The organism is Pelosinus fermentans JBW45 (assembly GCF_000271665.2).
Classification (GTDB): Bacteria; Bacillota; Negativicutes; order DSM-13327; family DSM-13327; genus Pelosinus; species Pelosinus baikalensis.
In genome coordinates, this window is the sequence record NZ_CP010978.1 from 4328855 (window position 1) to 4353907 (window position 25053).

25 protein-coding genes, 12 tRNA genes, 1 pseudogene and 2 other annotated features are annotated in these 25053 nt (G+C 39.1%); of the genes and pseudogenes, 2 read left to right on the forward strand and 36 right to left on the reverse strand.

The window, feature by feature from the left end:
- Window positions 1-354 precede the first annotated feature (354 nt).
- The 32 genes from rplL to JBW_RS19355 all read right to left on the reverse strand — a co-directional run bounded on the left by rplL (window position 355) and on the right by JBW_RS19355 (window position 19832).
- On the reverse strand, window positions 355-723 hold the full coding sequence (rplL, locus tag JBW_RS19205) for a 50S ribosomal protein L7/L12 (RefSeq protein ID WP_007955614.1): 369 nt from the start codon (window positions 721-723) through the stop codon (window positions 355-357).
- A gap of 29 nt (window positions 724-752) precedes the next feature.
- Complete coding sequence (gene rplJ, locus JBW_RS19210) at window positions 753-1283, reverse strand: 50S ribosomal protein L10 (protein WP_007955612.1); 531 nt, start codon at window positions 1281-1283, stop codon at window positions 753-755.
- Window positions 1284-1304: 21 nt separating this feature from the next.
- Window positions 1305-1466: a sequence feature (ribosomal protein L10 leader region), on the reverse strand.
- Between the two features lie 46 nt (window positions 1467-1512).
- Complete coding sequence (rplA, locus tag JBW_RS19215; RefSeq protein ID WP_007955610.1) at window positions 1513-2214, reverse strand: 50S ribosomal protein L1; 702 nt, start codon at window positions 2212-2214, stop codon at window positions 1513-1515.
- A 200-nt stretch (window positions 2215-2414) separates the two neighbouring features.
- Entirely contained in the window at window positions 2415-2840 is a 426-nt protein-coding gene (gene rplK, locus JBW_RS19220) for a 50S ribosomal protein L11 (protein ID WP_007955608.1), read from the reverse strand.
- An 89-nt stretch (window positions 2841-2929) separates the two neighbouring features.
- Complete coding sequence (gene nusG, locus JBW_RS19225; RefSeq protein ID WP_007955607.1) at window positions 2930-3460, reverse strand: transcription termination/antitermination protein NusG; 531 nt, start codon at window positions 3458-3460, stop codon at window positions 2930-2932.
- Between the two features lie 37 nt (window positions 3461-3497).
- A complete protein-coding gene (secE, locus tag JBW_RS19230; protein ID WP_007955606.1) occupies window positions 3498-3713 on the reverse strand; it encodes a preprotein translocase subunit SecE in 216 nt (71 codons plus the stop codon).
- A gap of 49 nt (window positions 3714-3762) precedes the next feature.
- Window positions 3763-3838, reverse strand: a tRNA-Trp gene (locus JBW_RS19235).
- 16 nt (window positions 3839-3854) lie between these two features.
- Window positions 3855-4004, reverse strand: a complete 150-nt coding sequence (gene rpmG, locus JBW_RS24215) for a 50S ribosomal protein L33 (protein WP_007937822.1) — start codon at window positions 4002-4004, stop codon at window positions 3855-3857.
- A gap of 413 nt (window positions 4005-4417) precedes the next feature.
- Window positions 4418-5620: an elongation factor Tu gene (gene tuf / locus JBW_RS19240; RefSeq protein WP_045820633.1), complete on the reverse strand. Its 1203-nt coding sequence runs from the start codon at window positions 5618-5620 to the stop codon at window positions 4418-4420.
- A gap of 233 nt (window positions 5621-5853) precedes the next feature.
- Window positions 5854-5930, reverse strand: a tRNA-Met gene (locus JBW_RS19245).
- Window positions 5931-5988: 58 nt separating this feature from the next.
- A tRNA-Thr gene (locus tag JBW_RS19250) sits at window positions 5989-6064 on the reverse strand.
- A gap of 46 nt (window positions 6065-6110) precedes the next feature.
- Window positions 6111-6186, reverse strand: a tRNA-Met gene (locus JBW_RS19255).
- A gap of 46 nt (window positions 6187-6232) precedes the next feature.
- A tRNA-Tyr gene (locus JBW_RS19260) sits at window positions 6233-6317 on the reverse strand.
- 14 nt (window positions 6318-6331) lie between these two features.
- Window positions 6332-6407: transfer RNA gene (locus JBW_RS19265), tRNA-Thr, on the reverse strand.
- Window positions 6408-6490: 83 nt separating this feature from the next.
- Window positions 6491-6567 (reverse strand) — tRNA-Met (locus JBW_RS19270).
- 28 nt (window positions 6568-6595) lie between these two features.
- Window positions 6596-6671: transfer RNA gene (locus JBW_RS19275), tRNA-Thr, on the reverse strand.
- A gap of 46 nt (window positions 6672-6717) precedes the next feature.
- Window positions 6718-6793: transfer RNA gene (locus tag JBW_RS19280), tRNA-Met, on the reverse strand.
- A gap of 29 nt (window positions 6794-6822) precedes the next feature.
- Window positions 6823-6898 (reverse strand) — tRNA-Met (locus JBW_RS19285).
- Between the two features lie 32 nt (window positions 6899-6930).
- Window positions 6931-7015, reverse strand: a tRNA-Tyr gene (locus JBW_RS19290).
- A gap of 156 nt (window positions 7016-7171) precedes the next feature.
- A tRNA-Thr gene (locus JBW_RS19295) sits at window positions 7172-7247 on the reverse strand.
- Between the two features lie 168 nt (window positions 7248-7415).
- Complete coding sequence (locus tag JBW_RS19300; protein WP_007957315.1) at window positions 7416-8213, reverse strand: undecaprenyl-diphosphate phosphatase; 798 nt, start codon at window positions 8211-8213, stop codon at window positions 7416-7418.
- A 323-nt stretch (window positions 8214-8536) separates the two neighbouring features.
- The gene (gene pfp / locus JBW_RS19305; protein ID WP_007957316.1) at window positions 8537-9796 is read right to left on the reverse strand and encodes a diphosphate--fructose-6-phosphate 1-phosphotransferase; all 1260 of its coding nucleotides are present in this window, start codon (window positions 9794-9796) and stop codon (window positions 8537-8539) included.
- 383 nt (window positions 9797-10179) lie between these two features.
- Window positions 10180-10917 (reverse strand): RNA polymerase sporulation sigma factor SigH, encoded by a 738-nt coding sequence (gene sigH, locus JBW_RS19310; protein WP_007957318.1) that lies wholly within the window; start codon window positions 10915-10917, stop codon window positions 10180-10182.
- Between the two features lie 143 nt (window positions 10918-11060).
- A complete protein-coding gene (locus JBW_RS19315) occupies window positions 11061-11576 on the reverse strand; it encodes an NYN domain-containing protein (RefSeq protein WP_007957319.1) in 516 nt (171 codons plus the stop codon).
- 204 nt (window positions 11577-11780) lie between these two features.
- Window positions 11781-13145, reverse strand: coding sequence for a VanW family protein (locus JBW_RS19320; RefSeq protein ID WP_007957324.1), 1365 nt, complete (start codon window positions 13143-13145; stop codon window positions 11781-11783).
- On the reverse strand, window positions 13142-13894 hold the full coding sequence (gene rlmB, locus JBW_RS19325) for a 23S rRNA (guanosine(2251)-2'-O)-methyltransferase RlmB (RefSeq protein WP_007957325.1): 753 nt from the start codon (window positions 13892-13894) through the stop codon (window positions 13142-13144). Before rlmB ends, JBW_RS19320 begins: the two co-directional genes overlap by 4 nt.
- 267 nt (window positions 13895-14161) lie before the next feature.
- Window positions 14162-14848: an FAD-dependent thymidylate synthase gene (gene thyX, locus JBW_RS19330; RefSeq protein WP_007957334.1), complete on the reverse strand. Its 687-nt coding sequence runs from the start codon at window positions 14846-14848 to the stop codon at window positions 14162-14164.
- On the reverse strand, window positions 14845-15345 hold the full coding sequence (locus JBW_RS19335; RefSeq protein ID WP_007957336.1) for a Mini-ribonuclease 3: 501 nt from the start codon (window positions 15343-15345) through the stop codon (window positions 14845-14847). The genes thyX and JBW_RS19335 overlap by 4 nt, the downstream gene beginning before the upstream one ends.
- Window positions 15342-16787 (reverse strand): cysteine--tRNA ligase, encoded by a 1446-nt coding sequence (cysS, locus tag JBW_RS19340; protein ID WP_007957338.1) that lies wholly within the window; start codon window positions 16785-16787, stop codon window positions 15342-15344. Before cysS ends, JBW_RS19335 begins: the two co-directional genes overlap by 4 nt.
- Entirely contained in the window at window positions 16768-17445 is a 678-nt protein-coding gene (cysE, locus tag JBW_RS19345; RefSeq protein ID WP_007957340.1) for a serine O-acetyltransferase, read from the reverse strand. Before cysE ends, cysS begins: the two co-directional genes overlap by 20 nt.
- Before the next feature lie 183 nt (window positions 17446-17628).
- Window positions 17629-17843 (reverse strand) — a binding site (T-box leader).
- Window positions 17844-17965: 122 nt separating this feature from the next.
- Window positions 17966-19429 carry a glutamate--tRNA ligase gene (gltX, locus tag JBW_RS19350; RefSeq protein ID WP_007957342.1) on the reverse strand — a complete coding sequence of 488 codons (1464 nt, stop codon included), beginning with the start codon at window positions 19427-19429 and terminating at the stop codon, window positions 17966-17968.
- 136 nt (window positions 19430-19565) lie between these two features.
- On the reverse strand, window positions 19566-19832 hold the full coding sequence (locus JBW_RS19355; protein ID WP_007957344.1) for a hypothetical protein: 267 nt from the start codon (window positions 19830-19832) through the stop codon (window positions 19566-19568).
- A 324-nt stretch (window positions 19833-20156) separates the two neighbouring features.
- Between JBW_RS19355 and JBW_RS19360 the strand changes: the two genes are divergently transcribed.
- The gene (locus tag JBW_RS19360) at window positions 20157-20714 is read left to right on the forward strand and encodes a rubredoxin-like domain-containing protein (RefSeq protein WP_007957346.1); all 558 of its coding nucleotides are present in this window, start codon (window positions 20157-20159) and stop codon (window positions 20712-20714) included.
- A gap of 144 nt (window positions 20715-20858) precedes the next feature.
- On the opposite strand, the gene ispF is transcribed toward JBW_RS19360, so the two are convergent.
- The 4 genes and pseudogenes from ispF to JBW_RS19375 all read right to left on the reverse strand — a co-directional run bounded on the left by ispF (window position 20859) and on the right by JBW_RS19375 (window position 24208).
- Window positions 20859-21335 (reverse strand): 2-C-methyl-D-erythritol 2,4-cyclodiphosphate synthase, encoded by a 477-nt coding sequence (gene ispF / locus JBW_RS26250; RefSeq protein WP_235334283.1) that lies wholly within the window; start codon window positions 21333-21335, stop codon window positions 20859-20861.
- 57 nt (window positions 21336-21392) lie between these two features.
- Window positions 21393-22085 (reverse strand): annotated as a pseudogene (ispD, locus tag JBW_RS26255) (2-C-methyl-D-erythritol 4-phosphate cytidylyltransferase); the annotation flags it as partial.
- 373 nt (window positions 22086-22458) lie between these two features.
- Window positions 22459-23586, reverse strand: a complete 1128-nt coding sequence (locus tag JBW_RS19370; protein ID WP_007957350.1) for a PIN/TRAM domain-containing protein — start codon at window positions 23584-23586, stop codon at window positions 22459-22461.
- 127 nt (window positions 23587-23713) lie between these two features.
- Window positions 23714-24208, reverse strand: a complete 495-nt coding sequence (locus tag JBW_RS19375; RefSeq protein WP_007957352.1) for a CarD family transcriptional regulator — start codon at window positions 24206-24208, stop codon at window positions 23714-23716.
- A 302-nt stretch (window positions 24209-24510) separates the two neighbouring features.
- Here JBW_RS19375 and JBW_RS19380 point away from each other — a divergent pair, with 302 nt between their 5' ends.
- A complete protein-coding gene (locus tag JBW_RS19380) occupies window positions 24511-24903 on the forward strand; it encodes a hypothetical protein (protein WP_007937864.1) in 393 nt (130 codons plus the stop codon).
- The last annotated feature ends 150 nt before the right edge of the window (window positions 24904-25053 follow it).

Below are 25053 nucleotides of genomic sequence, written 5' to 3' on the forward strand. Positions count from 1 at the left end.
ATAAAAGACAAATTACAGTAGTATTTTAGCACCTAGCAAATGAAGGGTTAGGCACTACAATACAAAAAAAGCAAGGTTTTTCCAGTCAAGTAACAGACCTTGCATTTGTCTTCATGATGAAATATTATTCCATCCTCCATATATTACTATTTCCTGCCAATCTAGATTTTATACATTGCACAATAAAAAAACATTACCCTAAAATAAACATTCTTTGCATTGAACAATAATATCACAATAAGACCCATTAGTCAATACCTCAAGAATCTAATTCAGGAAAAAATATAAAGAGCACCACATGGGTACTCTTTTATATTTTTCATTCTATAATTTAGAAAGAATAGAGAGTTATAATTACTTAACTTCTACAGTTGCGCCAGCTTCTTCAAGCTTAGCTTTGATTGCGTCAGCATCAGCTTTAGCAATTTTTTCTTTAACTGCTTTAGGAGCACCATCAACTACTTCTTTAGCTTCTTTCAAGCCAAGACCAGTGATTTCGCGAACAACTTTGATAACGTTGATTTTGCTAGCGCCAGCGTTAGTAAGAATAACGTCAAATTCAGTTTTTTCTTCAGCAGCAGCAGCAGCAGCTGGAGCGGCAGCAGCAGCAGCTACAGGAGCAGCTGCAGAAACACCAAATTTTTCTTCTAGAGCTTTCACCAATTCGGATAATTCAAGAACAGTCATGTTCTCAATTGCTTGCATAATTTCTTGTTGAGTCATTTTAAAAAACCTCCATTAATTTTAATTTTTTATGCTGATTCTTTTTGTTTGCGCACAGCATCAAGCGCATATACGAATTTGCGGATAGAACCTTGAAGTACATTGACAAATCCAACAATTGGAGTTTGCATACCAGCCAAAACTTGAGCAATAAGCACTTCGCGAGTTGGCAGGCTTGCCAAAGCTTTTACGCCTTCCGCATCGATAACCTTACCATCTAACAAACCAGCTTTTACTTCCAATGTTTTTAATTTATGCTCTTTTACAAAGTCAGAAATTACACGCGCTGGAGCAACGGGGTCTGTTTCAGAAATCGCAATTGCAGTTGGACCTTCAAGATAAACGTCCAACCCTTCAATTCCAATTTCCTTAGCAGCAATCCGTGTCATTGTATTTTTTACTACACGGTATTCTACGCCAGCTTCACGTAATTTACGACGAAGTTGAGTATCTTGTGCTACAGTAAGACCACGGTAGTTTGTTAATACCGCACCTTTTGTTGCAGAAAGTTTACCTTTCAGTTCGGAAACGACTGATATTTTTTCTGATGTTATAGCCACTAAAATCCACCTCCTTTACAAGATTACAAAACAAAACGACCTCTCGGCATAATAAGCCGGAGGTCGCTAATAGCAAAAGCTATAGTATAATCCCCGACCTCGGCAGGCGAACATGAGAAAGATTCACATCTCACTTAATTCATTACGAATACCTGCTGTCTACAGCCAAATTTATTTATTCAGTTGCATTGGATCAAAGACTATACCACCACTTCTTACTTACAATTAATTATTTCTTGCCAGAAACTTTAAGTGGATTCACTTTTACACCAGGACCCATAGTAGTACTTACAGTGATACTACGCATGTATTGTCCTTTAGCAGCAGCTGGTTTTACCTTATTCAAGATGTCAACCAACGCTTGAAAATTCTCGATAATTTTCTCATTGTCAAATGATATTTTACCGATTGGTGCATGAATATTACCAGCTTTATCAGTACGATACTCGATTTTACCTGCTTTTATTTCACTAATCGCACGAGCAACATCCAAAGTAACTGTACCAACTTTAGGGTTCGGCATTAAACCTTTAGGGCCTAATACTTTACCTAAACGACCAACAGTACCCATCATATCAGGAGTAGCAACTGCTACATCAAACTCAGTCCATCCACCCTGAATTTTTGCTACTATATCTTCAGCACCAACAAAGTCAGCACCAGCAGCTTCTGCTTCTTTTGCTTTTTCGCCTTTAGCAAAAACCAAAACAGTTTTGGTTTTACCAGTACCGTGAGGCAATACTACCGCACCACGTACTTGCTGATCAGCATGTTTAGGGTCAACCCCTAATTTAATCGCAACTTCGATTGTTTCATCAAATTTAGCACTAGCTGTTTTTTTAGCAAGTTCTATGGCTTCTTCAGTTTCATATAACTTATTTGCTTCAATCAGCTTAACAGCTTCTTCGTATTTCTTACCATGTTTTGGCATATTAAAAAACTCCTTTACGATTGTGGTTTAACGGAAAATCCTCCCACGATAACATCCGACTGTCTTAAACCTACCATCTGCGTCGTTGCTCCTGTGGGCGTTCCCTACGACGTACGTCAGTACGTCTGCGGTCACGTCCTCGTCGTGCCTAGCATCTGGCAGCTTTAAGCCAGTCTTTGGCAATTTAGAAAAGCCAAAGACTAATCGACAATGTCAATACCCATGCTACGGGCAGTGCCTTCGATCATACGCATAGCAGCTTCTACAGTAGCAGCGTTAAGATCTTTCATTTTTGCTTCAGCAATTTCACGAACTTTGTCGCGAGATACTTTAGCAACTTTTTTCTTGTTTGGTTCGCCTGATGCAGTCTCAATACCAGCAGCTTTCTTAAGAAGAATAGGAGCTGGAGGAGTTTTGGTAATGAAAGTAAAGGATCTATCTTCGAACACGGTAATTTCTACCGGAATAATCAAACCAGCTTGCGCAGCGGTTCTTTCGTTAAAGTCCTTAACAAACGCCATAATATTCACGCCAGCTTGACCGAGCGCAGGGCCGACTGGAGGCGCCGGAGTTGCTTTACCAGCAGGAACTTGCAATTTTACAAGTTTTATAACTTTCTTAGCCATTTTACTTACACCTCCTTATATGCATAATGTGGTTTTGCGGGTATATTACCCTCCCACTTAGGATCATAAAGTTTCAAATTAAACTTTATTTAAACTTTCTCAACTTGAGAAAAATCTAATTCTACCGGTGTCTCCCGTCCAAACATATCAACAAGCACTTTCAGTTTGCTACGGTCGTGGTAAATTTCAAGCACCTTGGCTGTCCAATTCTCGAAGGCTCCAGAAGTAATGCGAATTACTTGAGCAACTTCAATATTTAACTTCGGCTTAAGCTCTTCAATGCCCATGGATTTCAAAATGTTTTTCACTTCGGCATCAGTAAGCGGGATAGGTTTAGTACCAGAGCCAACAAAACCTGTAACACCTGGCGTGTTGCGTACAACATACCACGATTTATCATTGACAATCATTTCTACCAGAACATATCCAGGGAAAACTTTTTTCTTGGTAATTTTTTTCTTGCCATCTTTCATTTCAACTTCATCTTCCATAGGTACTACAATACGAAAGATTTCATCTTCCATACCCATAGAATGGACTTTGCGTTCCAGATTAGCTTTAACTTTGTTTTCATAGCCAGAATATGTATGGATTACATACCAATTTTTTTCAGATTCCATTGCTTCAGGGACGCCTATACGTCCCCACCCCCTTAGCCTACTTGATAATCAAATGTAATATTTGAGTAAACACAGCATCAATTGCCCATATCAAACCCGCAATCAATAACACAGCGACAAATACCACTCCTGTATTAGAGATAAGCTCTTGTTTGGTAGGCCAAGACACTTTTTTTAATTCAGCTTTAACTTCACGAAAAAACTTCTTCCAACGAGAAGGACTCGTTTGAACTGCTGTTTCTTGGGCAACCATTTTTTCACATCCCTGTCTTGTACTGCTAATTCAAGCATTAAAGACCAACTGGCAGGGGCGGCAGGAATCGAACCCGCAACCAACGGTTTTGGAGACCGCTACTCTACCAATTGAGCTACACCCCTACTTACGAAATTACAATTATTTCGTTTCTTTGTGTAAAGTATGTTTTTTGCAAAACTTGCAATACTTATTGAATTCTAATCTATCTGGGTCATTTTTCTTGTTTTTATTGGTTTGATAATTACGTTGCTTGCAATCAGTACAAGCTAACGTTACCGCATTGCGCATCCTGTACACCTCTCTTACCTGTAAATATGACATCATTTCGTAATGCCACTAATATAATCTAGCACACTTACATCAGCCTGTCAATACCAGATACTCACCATACTCATGGAAAATATTATGATATTAAGACAATAAAATAAAACAGGGAAACCCCCTGTCTTATAACTATATCCATTTATAGAAATTTTATACGTTTACTTGTAATCTGTCAAGGTAAAGAATTTTTTCATTTTAAATCCGCTAAATAAAAGAGCCGTTTGAACCACAAAGGCACAATGCCGTTATGCGGCACACAAAGGAAAACATTAAAAATAAGTTATAAATAAATCCACTTTGTGTCCTTTGCGTCTTTGTGGTTCATAATATTAAAAAAGCCTGGAACGAGTCCAAGCTTTCTTTTTTTTGATTTTATATTATGCTTCGATAGCAGTAACTACGCCAGCGCCAACAGTACGACCACCTTCACGAATCGCGAAACGTAGACCTTCTTCAAGTGCAATTGGAGTGATAAGCTCAATCGACATTTGAATGTTGTCACCAGGCATAACCATTTCTACACCTTCTGGCAGATTTACTACACCAGTAACGTCTGTCGTACGGAAGTAGAATTGTGGACGATAGTTGGTAAAGAACGGAGTATGACGACCGCCTTCTTCTTTAGACAGTACATATACTTCTGCTTTGTACTTCGTGTGTTGGATGATAGAACCAGGTTTAGCCAATACTTGACCGCGCTCGATATCTTTACGTTCAACACCACGAAGAAGTGCACCAATGTTGTCTCCTGCTACTGCAGAATCCAAAAGTTTACGGAACATTTCTACCCCGGTTACTACTACAGTTCTAGGTTTTTCAGTCATACCAACGATTTCAATGTTGTCGCCAACTTTGATTTCACCACGTTCTACACGGCCAGTAGCAACTGTACCACGACCAGTAATGGTGAATACGTCTTCAACAGGCATTAAGAAAGGTTTGTCTGTTGCACGTACTGGAGTTGGAATGTACTCATCTACTTTATCCATCAGATCAAATATTTTTCCGCACCATTTGCATTCGCGACTTGCGCAACCGCAGTTAAGCGCTTGTACAGCGGAACCACACACTACAGGAATATCATCACCAGGGAATTCATAGCTGGAAAGAAGTTCACGAACTTCCATTTCAACCAATTCGATTAATTCATCATCATCAACCAAGTCAGCTTTGTTCAAGAACACTACCATGGAAGGTACGCCTACTTGACGAGACAATAGAATGTGTTCGCGAGTTTGTGGCATAGGACCATCAGCAGCACTTACTACTAGGATCGCTCCATCCATTTGTGCAGCACCAGTGATCATGTTTTTTACATAATCAGCATGGCCTGGGCAGTCAACGTGAGCATAGTGACGTTTTTCAGTCTCATACTCTACGTGAGCTGTATTAATCGTAATACCACGTTCTCTTTCTTCTGGAGCTTTATCGATCATGTCATATGCCATGAATTCTCCGCCACCATGTTTCGAAAGAGTCATGGTAATTGCAGCTGTTAAGGAAGTCTTACCATGATCCACGTGACCAATTGTCCCAATGTTAATATGTGGTTTATTTCTCTCAAACTTTTTCTTTGCCATTGTATTTCCCCCTTAATTTTATTACAGAACTATGAAATAGGACCTGTCTTAATTCTAAACAAAAACCACTTCGTCTTTTGTCTGCGTCTTCTATGTAGTGCAAACAAATTCTCTTGTTTAAGAAACCTTACTTCATCATTTATTTTACCAAGCTACAATATTCTATTATTTTATGAAAATTCCTGCTGAATAACAAAAAAACTTCGCTATAAAGCGAAGTTTAATACTTTTCTTGGTGGCGGCGCAGGGATTTGAACCCCGGACCCTGCGGGTATGAACCGCATGCTCTAGCCAGCTGAGCTACACCGCCATATTTTTATAGTCACTCTTCCATTCCTGCATATCTAATATTAGACTAGCAACATGAATGGAGCTAGTGACCGGGATTGAACCGGTGGCCTTATCCTTACCAAGGATACGCTCTACCGACTGAGCTACACCAGCATATAGATCTGCCTTACATCTTTCAATCTAAAGCAGTAATAAACATTGGTTGCGGGGACAGGACTCGAACCTGTGACCTTCGGGTTATGAGCCCGACGAGCTACCAACTGCTCCACCCCGCGATAATCAGTAAAATACATTACTTATAATCTTAATATTAAGTTTAAATGGTGGATGGGGCTGGATTCGAACCAGCGAAGGCGGAGCCGGCAGATTTACAGTCTGCTCCCTTTAGCCACTCGGGAACCCATCCATGTAAAAATAAAATGGAGCTGGAAACAGGACTTGAACCCGCAACATCCTCATTACAAGTGAGGTGCTCTACCAGTTGAGCTATTCCAGCATCTTCTACGTCACGCGGTTTCCCTTAGCGACATTTATTATTATACAACAATCAATGTGTTATGTCAATATCTTTTTTTGTTTTGGTGGCGGCGCAGGGATTTGAACCCCGGACCCTGCGGGTATGAACCGCATGCTCTAGCCAGCTGAGCTACACCGCCATGTTAGAAATGCTACAATTTGAGCAAATGGAGCTAGTGACCGGGATTGAACCGGTGGCCTTATCCTTACCAAGGATACGCTCTACCGACTGAGCTACACCAGCATATAAATCTGCTTTACATCTTTCGATCTAAAGCAGTAATAAACATTGGTTGCGGGGACAGGACTCGAACCTGTGACCTTCGGGTTATGAGCCCGACGAGCTACCAACTGCTCCACCCCGCGATATAAACATAATTTCCTAAATTGAAACTTGGTTGCGGGAACAGGACTCGAACCTGTGACCTTCGGGTTATGAGCCCGACGAGCTACCAACTGCTCCATCCCGCGATATTCAATACAACAGACACTAATGATAATAGTGGTGGATGGAGCTGGATTCGAACCAGCGAAGGCGGAGCCGGCAGATTTACAGTCTGCTCCCTTTAGCCACTCGGGAACCCATCCATTTTTAAGGTATCGGTTGTCGCTAAACGCCCATCTACTTCGTTGCTCCTCTGTTCACTCGTTCAACGTACTTCAGTACGCCTTCACTCGTGCCCCTCGTCGCGCCTTGCATCTGAACATCTATCAACACCCTATCTTAAATGAAGTTAAATAAAATGGAGCTGGAAACAGGACTTGAACCCGCAACATCCTCATTACAAGTGAGGTGCTCTACCAGTTGAGCTATTCCAGCATTTCCTTTGACAAGATTAAATTATATCACACTTTTTATCTTTTGTAAATAGTGTTTTCCTATGTTTTTTCCACCTGTCAACTGCTGCTTAAATAATATATTACATTTTCATTCTCCTGTCAATGTTTTTTCTTGTAGAGAGGCAATCCAATTGTCACCATTGCCGCTTTACAAGAAAAAATAATAATAGGATATGGCAGCTATTATAAAGCGATAGTAGGCAAAAGAAGCCAAGGTAGACTTATTTAGAAATTTAATAAACCAAATGATTGATATGTAGGCTACAACAAAAGCAACTGCAAATCCAATGGAAAACATTTGTACATCAGCTATGCTCAACGTATCCCAAACTTTTAATAAATCATATATACAGGCTACTGCCATAAGAGGAACAGCGATAATAAAGGAAAATTCAGCAGCAGCACTACGGCTTAACCCCAGAAGAAGTCCTCCAGAAATAGTAGAACCTGAACGAGAAAAACCAGGCCATAGAGCTAGCACTTGAAACAACCCTACAAAGAAAGCTTGCTGCAATGTTATTTTATCAACATCCGTAGTTACAGGGCGCTTTGCTACTTTCTCAGCAACTAACATAAAGATGCCTCCTACAACTAAACCAATAATAACCGTGAAAGGCGAAAACAGATATTCTTTAATTGGCTTATGTAATAAGTATGCAATGCCCATAACTGGAATAACACCAGCCAAAACATGTTTAATGGACAATCCATTGCCATAAATATTTAACTGTTGCGGTTTTAACATCCGAGAAAATTTCTCTTGATATAAGAAAAGTACCGATAAAATAGCACCTAACTGAATAAATACTTCAAAAACACTAGCCTTTTCTCCTTCAAACCCCAACAGACTTCCTGCTAAAATCATATGTCCAGTAGAAGAAACGGGCAGATACTCTGTCACACCTTCCACAATACCAATTATCACAGCAATTAAATTTTCATTCATTCCACCACATCCTTATTTATTAAAATAACCATAAATTTTATTATATCGCAAAATTAATGCAAAACACACCCTTTTTGTTAAAAAAGGTTTCTAAAAGCACAAGAAAAACGCTAAGCATCCTTCTAAAACATATAAAACGAATCGAACCACAGAGGCACTGAGAGCACTGAGAAAAGATAAATAGGGTTAAATACCTCTGTGCTCTCTGCGAACTCTGTGTCCTCTGTGTTCAACGTTCCCTTAAGCTTATAAATTCTACTATCAAGCACAAAAAGGAAAGGGACTTATAAATCCCTTCCCCTGCTTATCTCCATTCTATACAATTAATCTAACAAATATGCAAATCGCTTCACAAAATCATCAGGATCTACATTAATTGTCAATGCCATTTTTTTCAAATCTGCTTGAGAGTATAAATCATCCTTTTCCAAGCGAATCATATATTCTCGAGCAATTCGGTATTGAACAGATTGTACATTTACCATACGAACCTGAGTTTTCTTTGTTCTCATATCCAGTATTCCCTCAAAAGGAATCGGTACAATTTTATTATTTTGAATGGTAATAAGAGCATCTGTCCCATTATTCTTTAAGAATTCAAAGGCAGCAAACCCCAAATCGCGCGTATATTCGATATCAAATGCATTAGGAGAAGCACAACGCAATTCATAACCGATTTCTTTACCAACAATGGTCATTTTCAGCCCTAAATCGGCAAGATTTTTCACAACTGCCTGTTTTAGCAGCTCAGGGAAATTCAACTCTGTATAGCGAATATGTCCATGTTCATCAAAACATGTACAATCCAGCTCCTTTAGATCTTCCACTGCTATTTTCTCCACTAATCCTTCAGCAATAACAGCCACGCCATAATTGCGTTTCCCTGCCAGTCGTTTAATAATGGAACCAACTAAAATATCAACCAGCATCTGCAATCGAATGGTTTTATCCCCAAATTCTTCTGGAATAATCGTCAGTGTAGCACCTGAACTCTTCCCGATGCCTAAGGATAGATGTCCGGCTGTGCGACCCATGGCTATGGCAAAATACCAGCGATTTGTAGTTTTAGCATCTTCCATTAAATTCGTAACCAGCTGACTCCCTAACGCCCGGGCTGTTTCAAAACCAAAAGTAGGAATCCCCTCTGGCAGCGGTAAATCATTGTCAATCGTTTTAGGTACATGCACTACCAGAAGATCAATCTCCAGCACCCTCCTGGCATATTCCGCTACCTTACAAGCTGAATATGCAGTATCATCCCCCCCAATCGTTACTAAATGGGTAACACCCATTTCAATTAATGTATTTACTACATTTCGCAAATGGGCTTCACTCTTAGTCGGATTGGCTCTGGCTGTTCCTAATATGCTGCCGCCATCAAGATGTATCCGGCTAACCATGTCTATGGTTAAGGGCACTACATGTTTCTCCCCATTACACAAATGAGTGTAACCTTCATAGATTCCCATCACATTCCATCCATTTTTTATGGCTTCAATGGTGACTGCACTAATTACACTATTCATGCCAGGTGCCGGACCACCACCACACAAAATTGCTATCGTTTTTTTTGTTTCTAACATACTGTACTGTCCCTCCATAAATTCGTAATTATTATTTTTACCTTTAGAACTTTATGTCTAGATTAAGTAAAGTATTCATCCTATTCATGCATTCATAGGATTCCTCCTATCTCTACAAAATTCATTGGGTATATTTTTCTTAATTTTCTCACTTTTTAGTTTTCTACATCTGTAATAAAATTCCTTTTCAAAAAGTAAAACAATTTTAATCGCGACCTTTGCGGTTCACGATATAATTTTTTTTGCACATAAAAAAAGATTTGGCCTAGGCCAAATCTATCAGGTCACAAAGAATATTTCATTTTTATGTGCAGAATGAAACAAGCTTGTGTATTCCATAAAAATAGAAAAACAAGCTTTAGGCTACGTTTTTCTTATAGATTTCAATCATTTTTTTTATCACCATAACCACTCAATCCTTGGGTTTCTTTGCCAAATCCCGCAAGACCCTTGTACATATCTTGAATATCACTGTCATCTCCACGGTTATCCAAGTATCTCTCCAATTTACGTTTTACGCGTTGAAGAGCATTATCAATTGACTTGACATGACGATCCAATTCTACAGCTATTTCCTGATAGGATTTTCCATCAAGATAAGCCATGAGTACTTTCCACTCAAGATCGCTTAAGATCTCTCCCATTTTTTCTTCAATATCAATAAATTCTTCTCTACTAATGACCAATTCCTCAGGATCGGATATTTTAGAACCTGATAATACATCTAACAACGTTCTATCTGAATCTTCATCGTAAATCGGTTTATTTAAAGATACATATGAATTCAAAGGTATATGCTTTTGTCTGGTAGCTGTTTTAATTGCCGTAATGATCTGGCGCGTCACACAGAGTTCAGCAAAAGCGCGAAAAGAAGAAAGCTTATCAGTACGAAAATCACGAATAGCCTTATATAATCCAATCATTCCTTCTTGAATAATATCTTCGCGGTCAGCGCCAATCAAAAAATATGACCTAGCTTTCGCCCGAACGAAATTGCGATACTTGTTAATCAAGTAGTCGAGTGCGATTGTATTATCACTTTCTTTTGCATCAAGCACAATTTCTTCGTCACTCATATTTTCAAATGAGCCATACAAATCGCATTGAGTATTAAAACGCATCGCATCGCCCCCACTTTCAAATTGCCACACATTCACAAAAAGAAAATGCACTAAAGGATTAGTGCTCTAAGTTATGTGTACATGCCACTTCAAAGCAAATTATACCTCACAGCTCTCTATTTCGTCAAGCTTAACTTGTCTAACTACACCCGTTTACGTAGTTCATGTAAACGTTGAACCACATCACTATTTAAGCGACTCTCTAATTCATGCCGTCTGTAGGTAAGCTGTGACTCACTAAAACCATCTTTGATTAGCTTATTCACTTTCTTCACATCTTGTAAAAGTTCCCTGGCAGAAATGCGATATGCTCCAGCTCCTAATATAACCATTTGTTCCACCCAATCAGAGGTAACCACATACACCAGCTTTCGCTGCCGCACCATATCATATGCCATTCTTTCGATATGACTATCGGCAGTTTCGCCCTCTTGCGTATAGATGACGGATACTTGTCCAACAAGATTCTCAAATACTGCAGCGCCGCTTACTGCATTTGCATCAAAAATAATCGTAACAGCCAAATCTTGAAAGGCACCATAACTGGCCATCATATCAATTAATTTATCCCGAGCGTCTTCCAAATTATCTTTGCGAGCACTCAATTCCGGCCAAGCATGAATTACATTATACCCATCAACCAATAGAATGTTTTTCATAAAAATCTCCCATAGCCTCTGCCTAAACTGCATTCTAAATGTATTTACTAGTCCATATGGCACAGTATCTTACCAAAGTTAAATCTTAGTTTATCCAGCGTATCTTTTTCCGCACTGCTGCGTTGTCGTCGCCTTACATATTCCCGATATGCGCGGACTCCTTCGCCTTGCATTGCAAAAAAATCTACACTGTCTAATTCTAATTCACAACTTTGGCAAGACACTAGTTTGCTTCTTATCAGTCTTGTCAACCGTAGGAGGCATCTTCTTACCTACTTTGACTATCGTATCCTCTCCCAGATATACATCTTTTGACAATACTTCTTTGGAAATCTGCCGTCCCTTTGACCATACGACTCTGAGAGTTGTTAATGCATAACCCGGTCTTCCTTCTTGCTCTACCAGTGTTTCCCCCAAATATAAATTATCATCCTCTTTCTTGACAATTATTGGCGGAATCGTTTTCTGACTCTCATGCTGAATTTCTACCTTTTCCACTAAAGGATGCGGCCCCAAAATTCCAACTACCAATTTATTATCCTCTACCTCTGCCAGAATCAATAAGGGCTCTTTAGTATTATTCATAAACTGAAAATCCAGTGCACCATATGCAACTGTAGCATCCCGACCTAAGGGTACATAGCTAAGAGGCTTCGAATGATTGGATCTTTCAACAATTTTTAAATTTGCTAAAAGAACAGCATTATACAGCGTAGAAGAAACTTGACATATTCCTCCGCCAATGCCTGGAACAAATTCACCATCTACAATTTCTAAAGCTTCTTTGAATCCATACTCTTTTTCTCGTGGTCCTACTATTTCGTTAAAAGAAAAAATCTTTCCAGGATATACGATGGTTCCATTGGTGTTCAAAGCAGCTAATTTGATATTGTCTGTACGGTTGGCGTCTCCACTATTAAAAGTTGTCGTATAACTGCTCAAGATTTCCTTCATGCCTGCATTTGTAATATCTTCCATAGTTACTTTCGGCTGGATTACTTTCACTGGCAAGATTATCTCAGCGCGATTCGATGTTTTGAATGCATCTAGAATCAGTGGACGCAAAGCATCACGATCCAAAGCATATCCTAGTTCATGAGGAACAATTGTCCCGGTCCACAAATTAATAACCGCATTACGAGGCGGACGATCAATCGCATCTTTCCATTGCTGGATTAGACTTTCTAGCTTGACTTCATTATACTTGATGGTTAGAAGGATAGGATAGCCCTTTTCCCAGCCATTCTTAATATTTTGTACTCTTTCCCACCAAGAACCACGCCGTCCATAATTCCAAACTTGATCCAATGTAGCATCCGCATCAATGCCCAAGTCAATATTGTCAGCATCTACATTTGATTTTATATCACCATACTGCACTACAATTGATTTCTTATGATACTGAGTTTGCCATGATGACAATAATTGAACTACCTCTTCCCGACTATATCCACCAATATCCACGCCTTCTAGTATTACACCTTTATATACCTTAGGATACCAAGAAAAAAGGATAAGAACTATGACCAAAATCCCCAGCGCGGTCATTCCTAACCACGTTTTCTTCACTTATTTTTCATCTCCCGCTGTCTGACAACCTCATATAAAAGTAAGGAACAGGCAACAGAGGCGTTCAAAGAACTTATTTTACCACGCATGGGAATTCGGACTACAAAATCACAATGTTCTTTGGTCAAACGTCCCATCCCCTTGCCCTCATTGCCTACAACGACAACAATGGGTCCTGTCAAGTCTGCTTCATAGTAATTTTTTTCCCCATCCATATCTGCCCCGACGATCCACATTCCTGCTTTTTTTAATTCTTCCAAGGTTTGCGAAACATTGCCAATTCTGGCTACTGGTACATATTCTACTGCACCAGCCGAGGTTTTAGCCACAGTACTTGATAAAGGACAGCTGCGCCTTTTTGGCATCAATACACCATGTACGCCTGCGGCATCAGATGTACGTAAAATAGCTCCAACATTATGAGGATCTTCTAATTCATCCAATAGTACAAGAAAAGGCGTTTGGTCTGGTGCTGTCGCTTTGGCTAAAATATCATCCAGTTCAGCATAGGCTACTGGTGGTATGCTAGCTACGATTCCCTGATGCTTTTGTCCGTCTGTCATCCCATCTAACTTGCTCATTTCTACCTCTTGTATGATAAGCCGTCTCTCACGAGCCAAGGCAATCACTTCACGAATCGACCCTTGTCTTTCTCCTTTTGCTACGAATATTTTATTGATCGGACGACCACTTTTTAAGGCCTCCATCACACTATTACGCCCCATAATAAACTCTTCTGATTCAGCCATTATATATCCCCTTCCATTTATCATTTAACGACATCTATTTTTCCCTTTTTTGCTGCTAGGTATGTGTACCGATCATTTTCTCATAACTAAATTACACCATGGGAGCAAAAAATCCTGCTTACATACTCTATCCACATGGCAATCGTCAAGAATAGATACAAAATGAACCACAAAGACGCAAAAAGAACACAAAGGGGTAGATCTGTTACTTCCTTTGTGTACCGCGACAGCGGTATTGTGTCTTTGTGGTTCATTTCATTTTTTAAACTATTTTTTAGCACTCCCTTGCATAGCTGCTAAGCGACCACAAGTTAGCTCACCTTCACCACAGTAATTGCTGGTTATACAAGTTGGTCCTGCTTTCTTAAAAAGAAGGGGAGCAATTTTTTTTACTTCCTTGAGCATAAGTTCTGCTAAACTTCTAATTTCCCATTGTGCTCGTGCGCAACAGCGCAATTCAAAAAAATGCAACAAGGTTCTAGCATTCATCGTTACTACAATTTTAGTTTCCGCAGCATTAGCTAGACAATATCTTGCATCTTCCTTGTGAACCCCTAATTCTACCAATTCATTATATGTACTTTGAATCGTCCCCATCAATTTTTCAAACTTTGCTTTAGCAAGTTCATTAGCTGCTATAGCAGGAGGCATAATATATTCAAAATCATGTTCACTAACATAACGCTGAGATTGCTGCGAATAAGAGGCTATACGATGACGAACCAGCTGGTGAGTTAGCACCCGGGATACGCCTTCAATTGCAAAGGTAAAACTTACATGTTCTAATGTGGATAGATGTTCCATTTCGACAATCTTACTTACCAATTTCTCCACCTGGGTATTCGACATATTTTCCACTAATTCCTCTGCCCCAACTGGTGAATAGCAAAGTCTTGCAGACATTGCCACCATTCGTTCTGGCTCAGGAGTATGAGATATCAATTTTACTTTCATTTCTTTTCCTCACTATTCTTGGCAGCCTTTGTCATTTCCCGGGAAATAACAGCAAATGCTTTTTCCACAAGTTCTGACAAACGCTCGTAATTTTTTCCTAAATATAAATAACCTAACAACGCCTCAAAACCTGTACTATTACGATATTCGGCAACAGTAGCACTTTTGGGAACTGTTGATTTCGCGTTCCGTCCTCGTTTGACAATGCTCATTTCCTGCTCAGTTAGCTGATTTTCCAAGGACTGATACGCTACCGCCTGCATGGTGGCTGATACGATTTTAGAGTCGAGGGTATGTAACACCCGTACTTTATTTTGCTCGTAAGCCAGCAATGTTGTACGCACATAGAGCGTAAAATATGCATCACCCACATAAGCAAGGACCAAAGGGTGTAAACGCTCCACAGGTACATTTTTATATTTTATAGGGGGAGGTCCTTCCCCCTCGTTTTCTTGAAAGACATTATTCAGCAAAAATTGGAACTGATCAAATTTCATCGTTTTTTCCACCTAACGCCTTGAGGAGAATCTTCTAAAATAATTCCCACTGCCCCTAGGCTATCACGAACTTTATCGGCTACCGTCCAATCCTTATTCTGTCTAGCATGTTGCCGAATCTCAATGATAATATCCATTAATTGCTCTACCAGCTCTTGACTGTCATCCACCTTACCGGTCTGTTCCTGCACAAATATTCCTATGATATTCGCCATCATAAAATAAGTTTGGCGAAGAGCAATATAGCCTTCAGTAGTGTGCTGTACTTTTCCAGCAATCACACCATTATAATATACATTAATTTCCTTGGCTAAGCCAAACATTACACTAATGGCTAACGCCGTATTAAAATCATCATCCATAGCTTTACAGAAGTCTTCTTCTGCCTGCTTTGCCACTTTTACCAATTCATCAGCTTTATTTTCATTTGCAGCATCTGGCAGTTTTTCCAATTGCAGCACATTTTCCACAGCAGTACGTAATCTCTCTAAACTACGCTGCGCTTCTGATAAACGCTCATCACTAAAATCAAGAGGGCTGCGATAATGTGTAGACAGAACAAAAAAGCGTAATACTTCCGGAGAGTAATGCTCTAAAATATCTTTTACTAAAAAGAAATTTCCTAACGACTTACTCATCTTTTCTTCATTTACGGTAATAAAGCCATTATGAAGCCAATAGCGGACGAAAGGCTGACCTTCTTCCACAAAGGCTTCCGACTGGGCGATTTCATTCTCATGGTGAGGAAAAATCAAATCACTCCCACCGCCATGAAAATCAAAACTATTTCCCAAATATTTTAGAGACATTGCCGTACATTCAATGTGCCAACCTGGTCGCCCCTTTCCCCAAGGGCTCTCCCAGGCTGGCTCACCAGGCTTAGCACTTTTCCATAAGGCAAAGTCCATAGGATGGTGTTTACGCTCATCTACATCCACTCTGGCGCCAGCTTTCATATCTTCAATGTCTCGACCGCTCAATTTCCCATAGTCATTAAATTTTTCCACACTGTAAAATACGTCACCGTCAACAATATAAGCATAGCCTTTTGCGACTAAACCTTCAACAATGTTAATAATTTCTGTCATATGATCGGATACCGTTGGATATATATCAGCCCGACGAATGTTTAATTTATCCATTACTTCAAAATATGAGGCAATATAACGGTTAGCAATCACATCCCAAGTCACACCTTCGTTATTGGCGGCTTTAATAATTTTATCATCAACATCTGTAAAGTTTTGCACATGAAAGACTTCGTATCTACAGTGCTCAAGATAGCGTTTAATTACATCCCAAGTAATAAAAGGTCTGGCATTCCCAATATGCGGATGATTATAAGGCGTTACCCCACAGACGTACATCTTAACTTTGCCCGCCTCATGAGGTATGAACTCTTCTTTTTGCCTAGTCATCGTATTATATACTTTTAATGCCATTTTTCCTTAGCTCCTCTTCTAAAAGATTGATTCGTTCTTCCATTTTAAACATATGCTGTTGCAAACACTGCAGCATTTCCTGCACTGGATCTGGTAAATCATCATGTTCTAAGTCAATAACCTCAACACCATTTATCTTTTTACCATTATGCCACACAATTTGCCCTGGAATACCTACCACGGTGGAATTAGGAGGTACTGTCTTTAAAACAACTGAACCTGCACCAATTTTAGAATTATCTCCCACTGTAAAGGATCCTAATACTTTTGCACCACTGGCAACTACCACATTATTCCCAATTGTAGGATGGCGTTTGCCTTTTTCTTTACCCGTCCCCCCCAAAGTTACTCCCTGGTATAATGTGACATTATCCCCCACTTCCGCCGTTTCCCCAATAACAATACCCGTACCATGATCAATAAATAATCCTTCTCCAATAGTAGCGCCAGGGTGAATTTCGATCCCTGTTATAAATCGCGCTATATTAGAGATCATACGAGGAAAAACAACCCACCCTCGCTTATAAAAATAATGCCCAATGCGATGCAACCAAATCGCATGAAGTCCAGGATAACATAATAATACCTCCCACACACTTCTTGCAGCCGGATCACGTTCAAATACCACCCTAATATCCTTTTGTAACCGTGCAAACATAAGATGTTCCCCCCTCTTAATATAAAGAAGACTTGATTCAGATGGAGTTTTAACTCCATCTGAATCTTAGTCGCACTTATCCTTAGGACTTAGTCGCTCTAGGGCTCCCACTTGTAAGAGATGGGAGTCTTAGAGCGGTTTAGTCATCGGATAAAATATCAACAAAAAAAGACCACTATCTCGTACAGAGACAGTGGTCCGTGGTTCCACTCTGCTTAGGCACCAAAATGCCTCTTAGATGCACAATAACGGTTGCTACCGAATTGACCTACTATACATTCAGCCAACTTGTTCGTGGGTGCATTTTGGGCGTCTCTTTCCTAGTACCGCTCTCAGCCGGTGGCGTTACTTCTCTGGAAGGCAGATTTACACTTACTTTTCCCAGTCATTACATTTTTCTTATATATGTATGCAGTATCACCTGACTTGGTTACCCCATAAAGCGATAACTACCCAAGTTGTGCTTACTCTTCATTTTATCTTATTATGAAATTATACTAAGAGAGGGTAGGTGTGTCAATTAGATTTTAGCTAATGTACTAGTTATTCTGCTCAAGATTTTTTCTCTGCCAATTAAAGCAATAACTTTATCTAAATCCGGACCATGCATTTTACCCGTTACTACAACCCGCAGAGGCATAAAGACCTTTTTACCGCCTAATTTTAATTCTTTTGTAATACTTTTCAAAAGAGCCTTAACACTAGGAGCATCTACAACGTCTAGCCCTTGTAATTTTTCACAAAAGCTCTTGATAACAGCAGGGACATCTTCGTCGCGTAAAACCTCAGCAGCTTCCTCATTTTCAAATTCAACTTTTTCCGTAAAGAAAAGATCGATATGATTCACAATTTCTGCTGCATAACTAATATACTCTTGCAATAAAGCCACCACTTGCGTCAGCCATTCTCGATCTTTGGCAGATAACTCCTCACCAATATACCCGGCTTGTCTCAGATGAGGCAAAGCAAGTTCTGTAATTACTTCTGGAGTGGCTTTCTTAATATATTGAGCACTAATAAAATTTAATTTATCCACATCAAAAACTGCAGGATTTTTTGCTACTCGGTCCATAGAAAATTCTTCAATCAATTCTTCTAATGAGAAAAATTCTTTTTCCCCACCAGGCGACCAGCCTAAAAGAGCCAAAAAGTTTACAATCGCTTCTGGTAAGTAGCCTAAATTGCGATATTTCTCAACAGAAGTAGCACCATGACGTTTACTCATTTTTGTACGATCCGCACCTAAGATCAGCGATATATGACCAAATGTCGGTGGTGTAAAACCGAGGGCTTCGTATAATACGATTTGCCTAGGTGTATTCGATAAATGTTCTTCTCCACGAATTACATGGGTAATTTTCATTAACGCATCATCAATCACAACGGCATAATTATATACGGGAATACCATCTGATTTCACAATCACAAAGTCCCCCACACCATTTGAATCAAAGCTCACCGTATCCCGCACCATATCCTTAAAGATAATCTGCTTATTTTCTTGTACATGAAAACGTACTGTAGGCTTACGACCTTGGGCGATGAAATTATCCTTCTCTTCTTGTGTAAGATGCAGGCATTTGCCGCCATAATGAGGAGTCTCTCCCTTATCCGATTGCAGCTGACGTTCCTCATCCAGCTCTGCCTCACTACAATAACAATGATACGCTCTACCCTCATTTAATAATTGGTTTGTATAAGTGCGATATGTATCCAAACGTTCAGTTTGACGATAAGGTCCATATTCTCCGCCTACATCAGTGCCTTCATCCCAGGTGATTCCCAACCATTTCAGTGCATCTTTAATATTTTTTTCTGATTCTTTTGTAGAGCGTTCTAAATCCGTATCTTCAATCCGCATAATAAATCTGCCATTATACTTTTTTGCCAATAACCAATTAAACAACGCCGAACGAGCGCCTCCAATATGAAAAGGACCCGTTGGGCTTGGTGCAAATCGCACTCGAATATCTTGCTGTAACATGCAAATTCCCCTCCAAAACGTCTTTCTAGCCATCATGTATATAGTTAGTTCCATATAATTCTAGCAGATTCTCTATATTTATGCAAAAAAAGCTTTTGGCACTCGTGGTCTTATACCCCAAGTGCCAACACTGCTGTTACTCCACTTTTATCACAAATAATCCATCTACCAAATCCGGGGCTATAAATGTCGTCCTTGCATTAGGAAATGCCGATACCGGCTTAGCACCATCACCTAAAATAGCCAGTCGCCAGACAATCTGATTGTTATACCAGAGTTCACCACATGTAGTGCCATCTTCTTGACGTACAACATTTATATTCACCATATATTCTGCAGCCAATGCTGCACTCGGCCAGACTAATGCTGTTATCATAAGTAACATACATATTCTTCTGCGCATACATACTCCTCCTAGATTTATCATACTTTCTCTTAAAAACAACTACCTAATAGCACAAAACTATAAGCGTAGGTTAAGTAACAGGTTGAAGCGTTAGCTATACTCATCCTTTGCCGTACTATAATGAGACTTTTCGAGAGACTACTATCACAATGCTACATAAAATCCAGATTATTTATAATATGTATCAATTCACAAATTTTATACAATTACCCCTTATTTCTACTTTATTTTTGTAAAAATACAGGAAAATATAAATGAATCGTGAATTATTTATAACAGGTAAACTTTAGCATTTTAAGAGCATTAATAGGAGGTAATAACATGAAAACTTATGTCAGATGTAAAGCCTGCGGATTCATTATGGACGAAAACCACGTTGAAGACCTATGTCCAGCTTGTGGCTTACCAAAGACAGTCTTTGAACCGTATATGAAGAAGATTTCTCCTCGCCGCACATTTATTATTGATCAGCATCTTCATCCAATCAGTGTGCATTTTCCTCAAGTCTTTATTGCCGTCATCCTTTTCATGCTAAGTCTTTCCTTCTGGGTAGAAGATCCACTGCGGGGAGAATTTCTTATCGCTGCTAAACTTTCCATCATCGCTTTCCCTTTCTCTGTACTACTAGGCTTTATTACAGGCTTAATCGATGGAAAAATTCGCTTTAAAAAATTAAAAACACCGCTCCTAGTCCGCAAGGCAATTGTGGGTACAGTGCTCCAGGTCTTATCCATTGCTATCCTAGTTTTATATCTCGCTAATGGCTTTACTACAAACAGCATGTTAATCATTATTGTATTGAGCATTTTATCTACTATTTGCGGTATTTACCTAGGCCGAGCAGGTTCTACCATGTTTAACTCCATGATGCCCGGCTAAATGACAATACGTAAGTAGAAGAAAACCACTCCTTTGTGTGCCGCATCAGCGGCATTGTGCCTTTGTGGTTCATAGAATCTCTTCGTTTTTGCCTATAAACATAAAACTGCCAGCCCTTTTATCAGGCTGGCAGTTTTATGTTTATTATACTTGCAGGATCGATGCTACAGCATAGGCAGCAATGCCTTCTCCCTTACCTGCAAACCCTAATCCTTCTGTAGTAGTGGCTTTTACATTGATTTGCCCAATCTTAAGCCCAAGAGCAGCAGCAATATTACAATTCATTTCTGGAATATACATTGCCACTTTAGGTCTTTGGGCCACAATGGTCGCATCTAAATTATGCACAAGATAACCATGTTCAGCAATAATTTCTCCCACCCTCTTTAGCAAGAAGAGACTAGATACTCCCTTATATTGCATATCTGTATCCGGGAAATGCCTGCCAATGTCACCTAATGCTGCCGCTCCTAAAAGAGCATCTTTTATCGCATGTAACAATACATCTGCATCAGAATGTCCATCTAATCCTAATTCGTAAGGTACCACTACACCACCGAGTATTAACTTGCGGTTCTCCACCAATTTGTGGACATCATATCCCATACCAACGCGCATCATTTCGTTGTTGTCACAACCTTTACTATCTAGAATACTCCTTCGTTCCTTTAGCAATGCCTCAGCTATTGTTAAATCCTCGGGAGTTGTAACCTTTAGATTATCGTAACAGCCGCATACAATCTTAACCCTTACGCCCAGTCTCTCAACAAGAGAAGCATCATCTGTACCAACAAAGTTATCCTGCTCAGCTTGCTCATATGCTTTACGTAATAAACGAGCATCAAACCCTTGTGGTGTTTGTACTGACCACAACTTGCGACGCTCTAGCGTACCCGTAACCCAGCCATCTTCATCTACCGTTTTAATTGTATTTTTTACAGCTACAGCAACTACAGCCGCCTTATGAACAACAGAAGCTTGAATGACATTAGTAATACATTCTTCTGTTATAAGAGGTCTGGCACCATCATGCACTAGAATTGTTTTTGTCGTGTTAGGAACTACCTTGATAGCATTTGCAATAGAATGTTGCCGTTCTCTACCACCTGCCACAACTTTCCAAGGCTTAATCCCTGTCAAATTACATAGCATCGTTTGCACTTGATCCACTTCATCAGGGGCAACGACGACTACTAAATTATCCACCTCAGAACAGGCTGAAAAAGTTAGCACACTATGTAATAATACAGGCATATCAACGAGCGGCAAAAATACTTTATTGCCTCCCCTCATCATCCTTTTTCCCTGCCCTGCAGCTGGTATAATCACTGTAACCACTATATTATCCTGCCTTTCCCATAAATACATCATCACTTATTATATCTTATTGTTCGATTATTGTTGCCAAATAACCTCTTTTAAAGCAATAAATTACTTCTCCTTATTCTATTAGAAATTCTCCATCTTGCCAAGTCATAATACTTCCATTACCCCTAGCGATAAGAAAAATGCTGCGTATTCTTTAAAACATATAAAGCAGAGGGTCGAACCGCAGAGACGCAGAGAACACAGAGAAAAAATAATTAATAGTGTTAAAGAATATTCCTCAGCGCGCTCTGCGTCTCTGCGGTTCATTTCTTTTTTTTTTACATAATTCTATACTTTTATTTTCGTAAAAAAAATGTCTTCGAGACTGTTCATCAACAGATCTCGAAGACATTTCCCGTTATTATACATGATTGCTTTAAGCGCCTTTTTCAATGCCTTTAGGCTTTGCAAAAATCATTCGTCCAGCAGCTGTTTGCAATACAGATGTTACTAATACTCCAATGGTATCCCCCATATGTTTCTTACCACTATCAACGACAATCATTGTGCCATCATCAAGATAGCCAACTCCTTGCCCAAGTTCTTTACCATCTTTTACAACATGTACAACCATTTCTTCTCCTGGCAATACTACCGGCTTAACCGAATTGGATAATTCATTAATATTCAAAACAGTTACACCTTGCAGTTCAGCAACCTTATTTAAATTATAATCGTTAGTAACCAGCTTACCTTTCATCAATTGAGCTAACTTAACAAGTTTTGCGTCCACTTCCGCAGTATCTTCAAAATCTTGTTCACTGATTTCTACATGCAACCCTAGCTCTTTCTGCATACGATTTAGGATATCTAAACCTCGGCGCCCGCGATTCCGTTTTAACGAATCAGAGGAATCAGATATATGCTGTAATTCTTCTAACACAAACATGGGAACCACAAGAACACCTTCAACAAAACCACTTTTACAAATATCAGCAATTCGACCATCAATAATAACACTGGTATCTAGGATTTTATAGCTTGGCTTCGTAATAATCTTTTCTTTCTGCCGCTCTTTTGTCTTCCAAGGAAAAACTGCCATTAACCCAATCATTTCTTCTCGTTTATGAATAGCAATATTCACTCCCAGATATCCCAAGATAATACTAATAATTCCAGGAACATAGCTACCAATAAGCGGAATATGCATAAATGCAGAACCAATTAAATTCGAAATGATCAAACCAACAGCCAGTCCTATAGAACCGGCAATAACATCAGATACTGGCATTTTATTAAGCCTGGCTTCTACCCAATAGGTAAACTGCCATAAATATTTAATAAAAAAGGGTGCCAATACATAACCAATAATCCCACCTGCTACTCCACCAAAAACAGCTACCAAGATGGTAACGATTGTATCATCACTGCTAATAAATCCTACTTTTAAAAATTCGCCACTCAACATAGATGATAAAAAGGAACTGGTGCCTAGCCATTTTGCTGTCATCAAACCTGAAACAGCTGCTAATAACGTAATGACAAATCGCAAAATTTTGTCCAACAAACTTACACCTCCCTTACTATTTATTTATTATATAAGACTTTCTCCATTCCCACAAGTATAGTATCACAACTAAGACCTTCTGGAAACATTATCTATTATACCCTAACATTAACAAAAAAATACGTCAGTTGCCTGGCGTATTTTCTTTCATTAACTCATCTATCCATTCTTCTATACTACCTAAATCCTTACCACAAGCTAATACTAACTCACTTACCATAATTTTCCTAGCAGTTTCTAGCAACCTTCGTTCACCTGCCGAAAGCTTTTTTGCATTGTCCTGAAGAATAAGATTCCGTACTACTTCAGCCACTTCATAAATGCTGCCAGTTTTTATCTTTGTTAAATTTAAATTAAATCTTTTATTCCAACTAGCCGTTTCTTGTACCGAAGTAGCCCTTAATATATCCACCACTTTGCTAATTCCGACTTCGTCAATTACTTCTCTAAGTCCAATATTTTCTACATTCTTCATAGGAATCATCACTCTCATGCCACCGTAAGGCATAGTGAGAATATAATAATCTTGCAGTTGCCCAAACACTTCATGCTTTTCAATTGCTTCAATGACACCGGCACCATGCATGGGATACACTACTTTGTCCCCTATAGCTAACATAGCATCAACTCCTATAGTAGGTAGTATATCACAAATAAAAGACATTGTCAAAATTGTATATTTTAGCATAGCATATTAATTATTGTCAAATAAAATTTTGACCTCATAATCGATTTATTGAGCTTTATATCCCAATACCTCTGATTATATGCTTACTTTTGCCTGTAAAGAATATTTTGAAAATATTTATTATGTAATGATCACAGAATCAAATCTCCTAAAATTCAAATTCATGCCTGTACAAATATTGACAATCATAGAGTTAAGTTTATATAATTAACATCAAAGTGAGGTGTTTATTAATGGATGAGAAATGCTCTGATTTTCAAACCGCTGTAGATGACTATTTAATCCGTCATCGCAGTATTCTTGATATTATGACAAAATACCAAGAAGCAAGTGCCCGAGTAAATCGTGCTTTTGCCAAAACAGTTACCGAATGCGGCTGTGTTGCCGTAAATGCCACCCGCCAACAAGCACCTGCTGATATTGAATATAGTGACTTAAAGCAATTTATGTCTTCCCATTTATCAGGTGAACCTTGCGAACAATGTAAAGAAGTACTTACTAAAGAACTCGGTCATAGTTTATTTTATCTAGCTGCACTTTGCAATTTATCAGGAATTAGTCTCAATGAAGTGATGCGCAGGGAATGCAACACCGTTACTACTTTAGGATTTTTTCATCTATCCTAATCGTAAATTACAAACACTTCCTTCGAAGATAAAACCTTTAATTTTACAGTGAACACGACTATTATAGTCGTGTCTTTTTTATTACATAAAGGACTTACCATGAGGACATGATACAACTATGATGAGGTTATTTATTACAGATAATGAGGT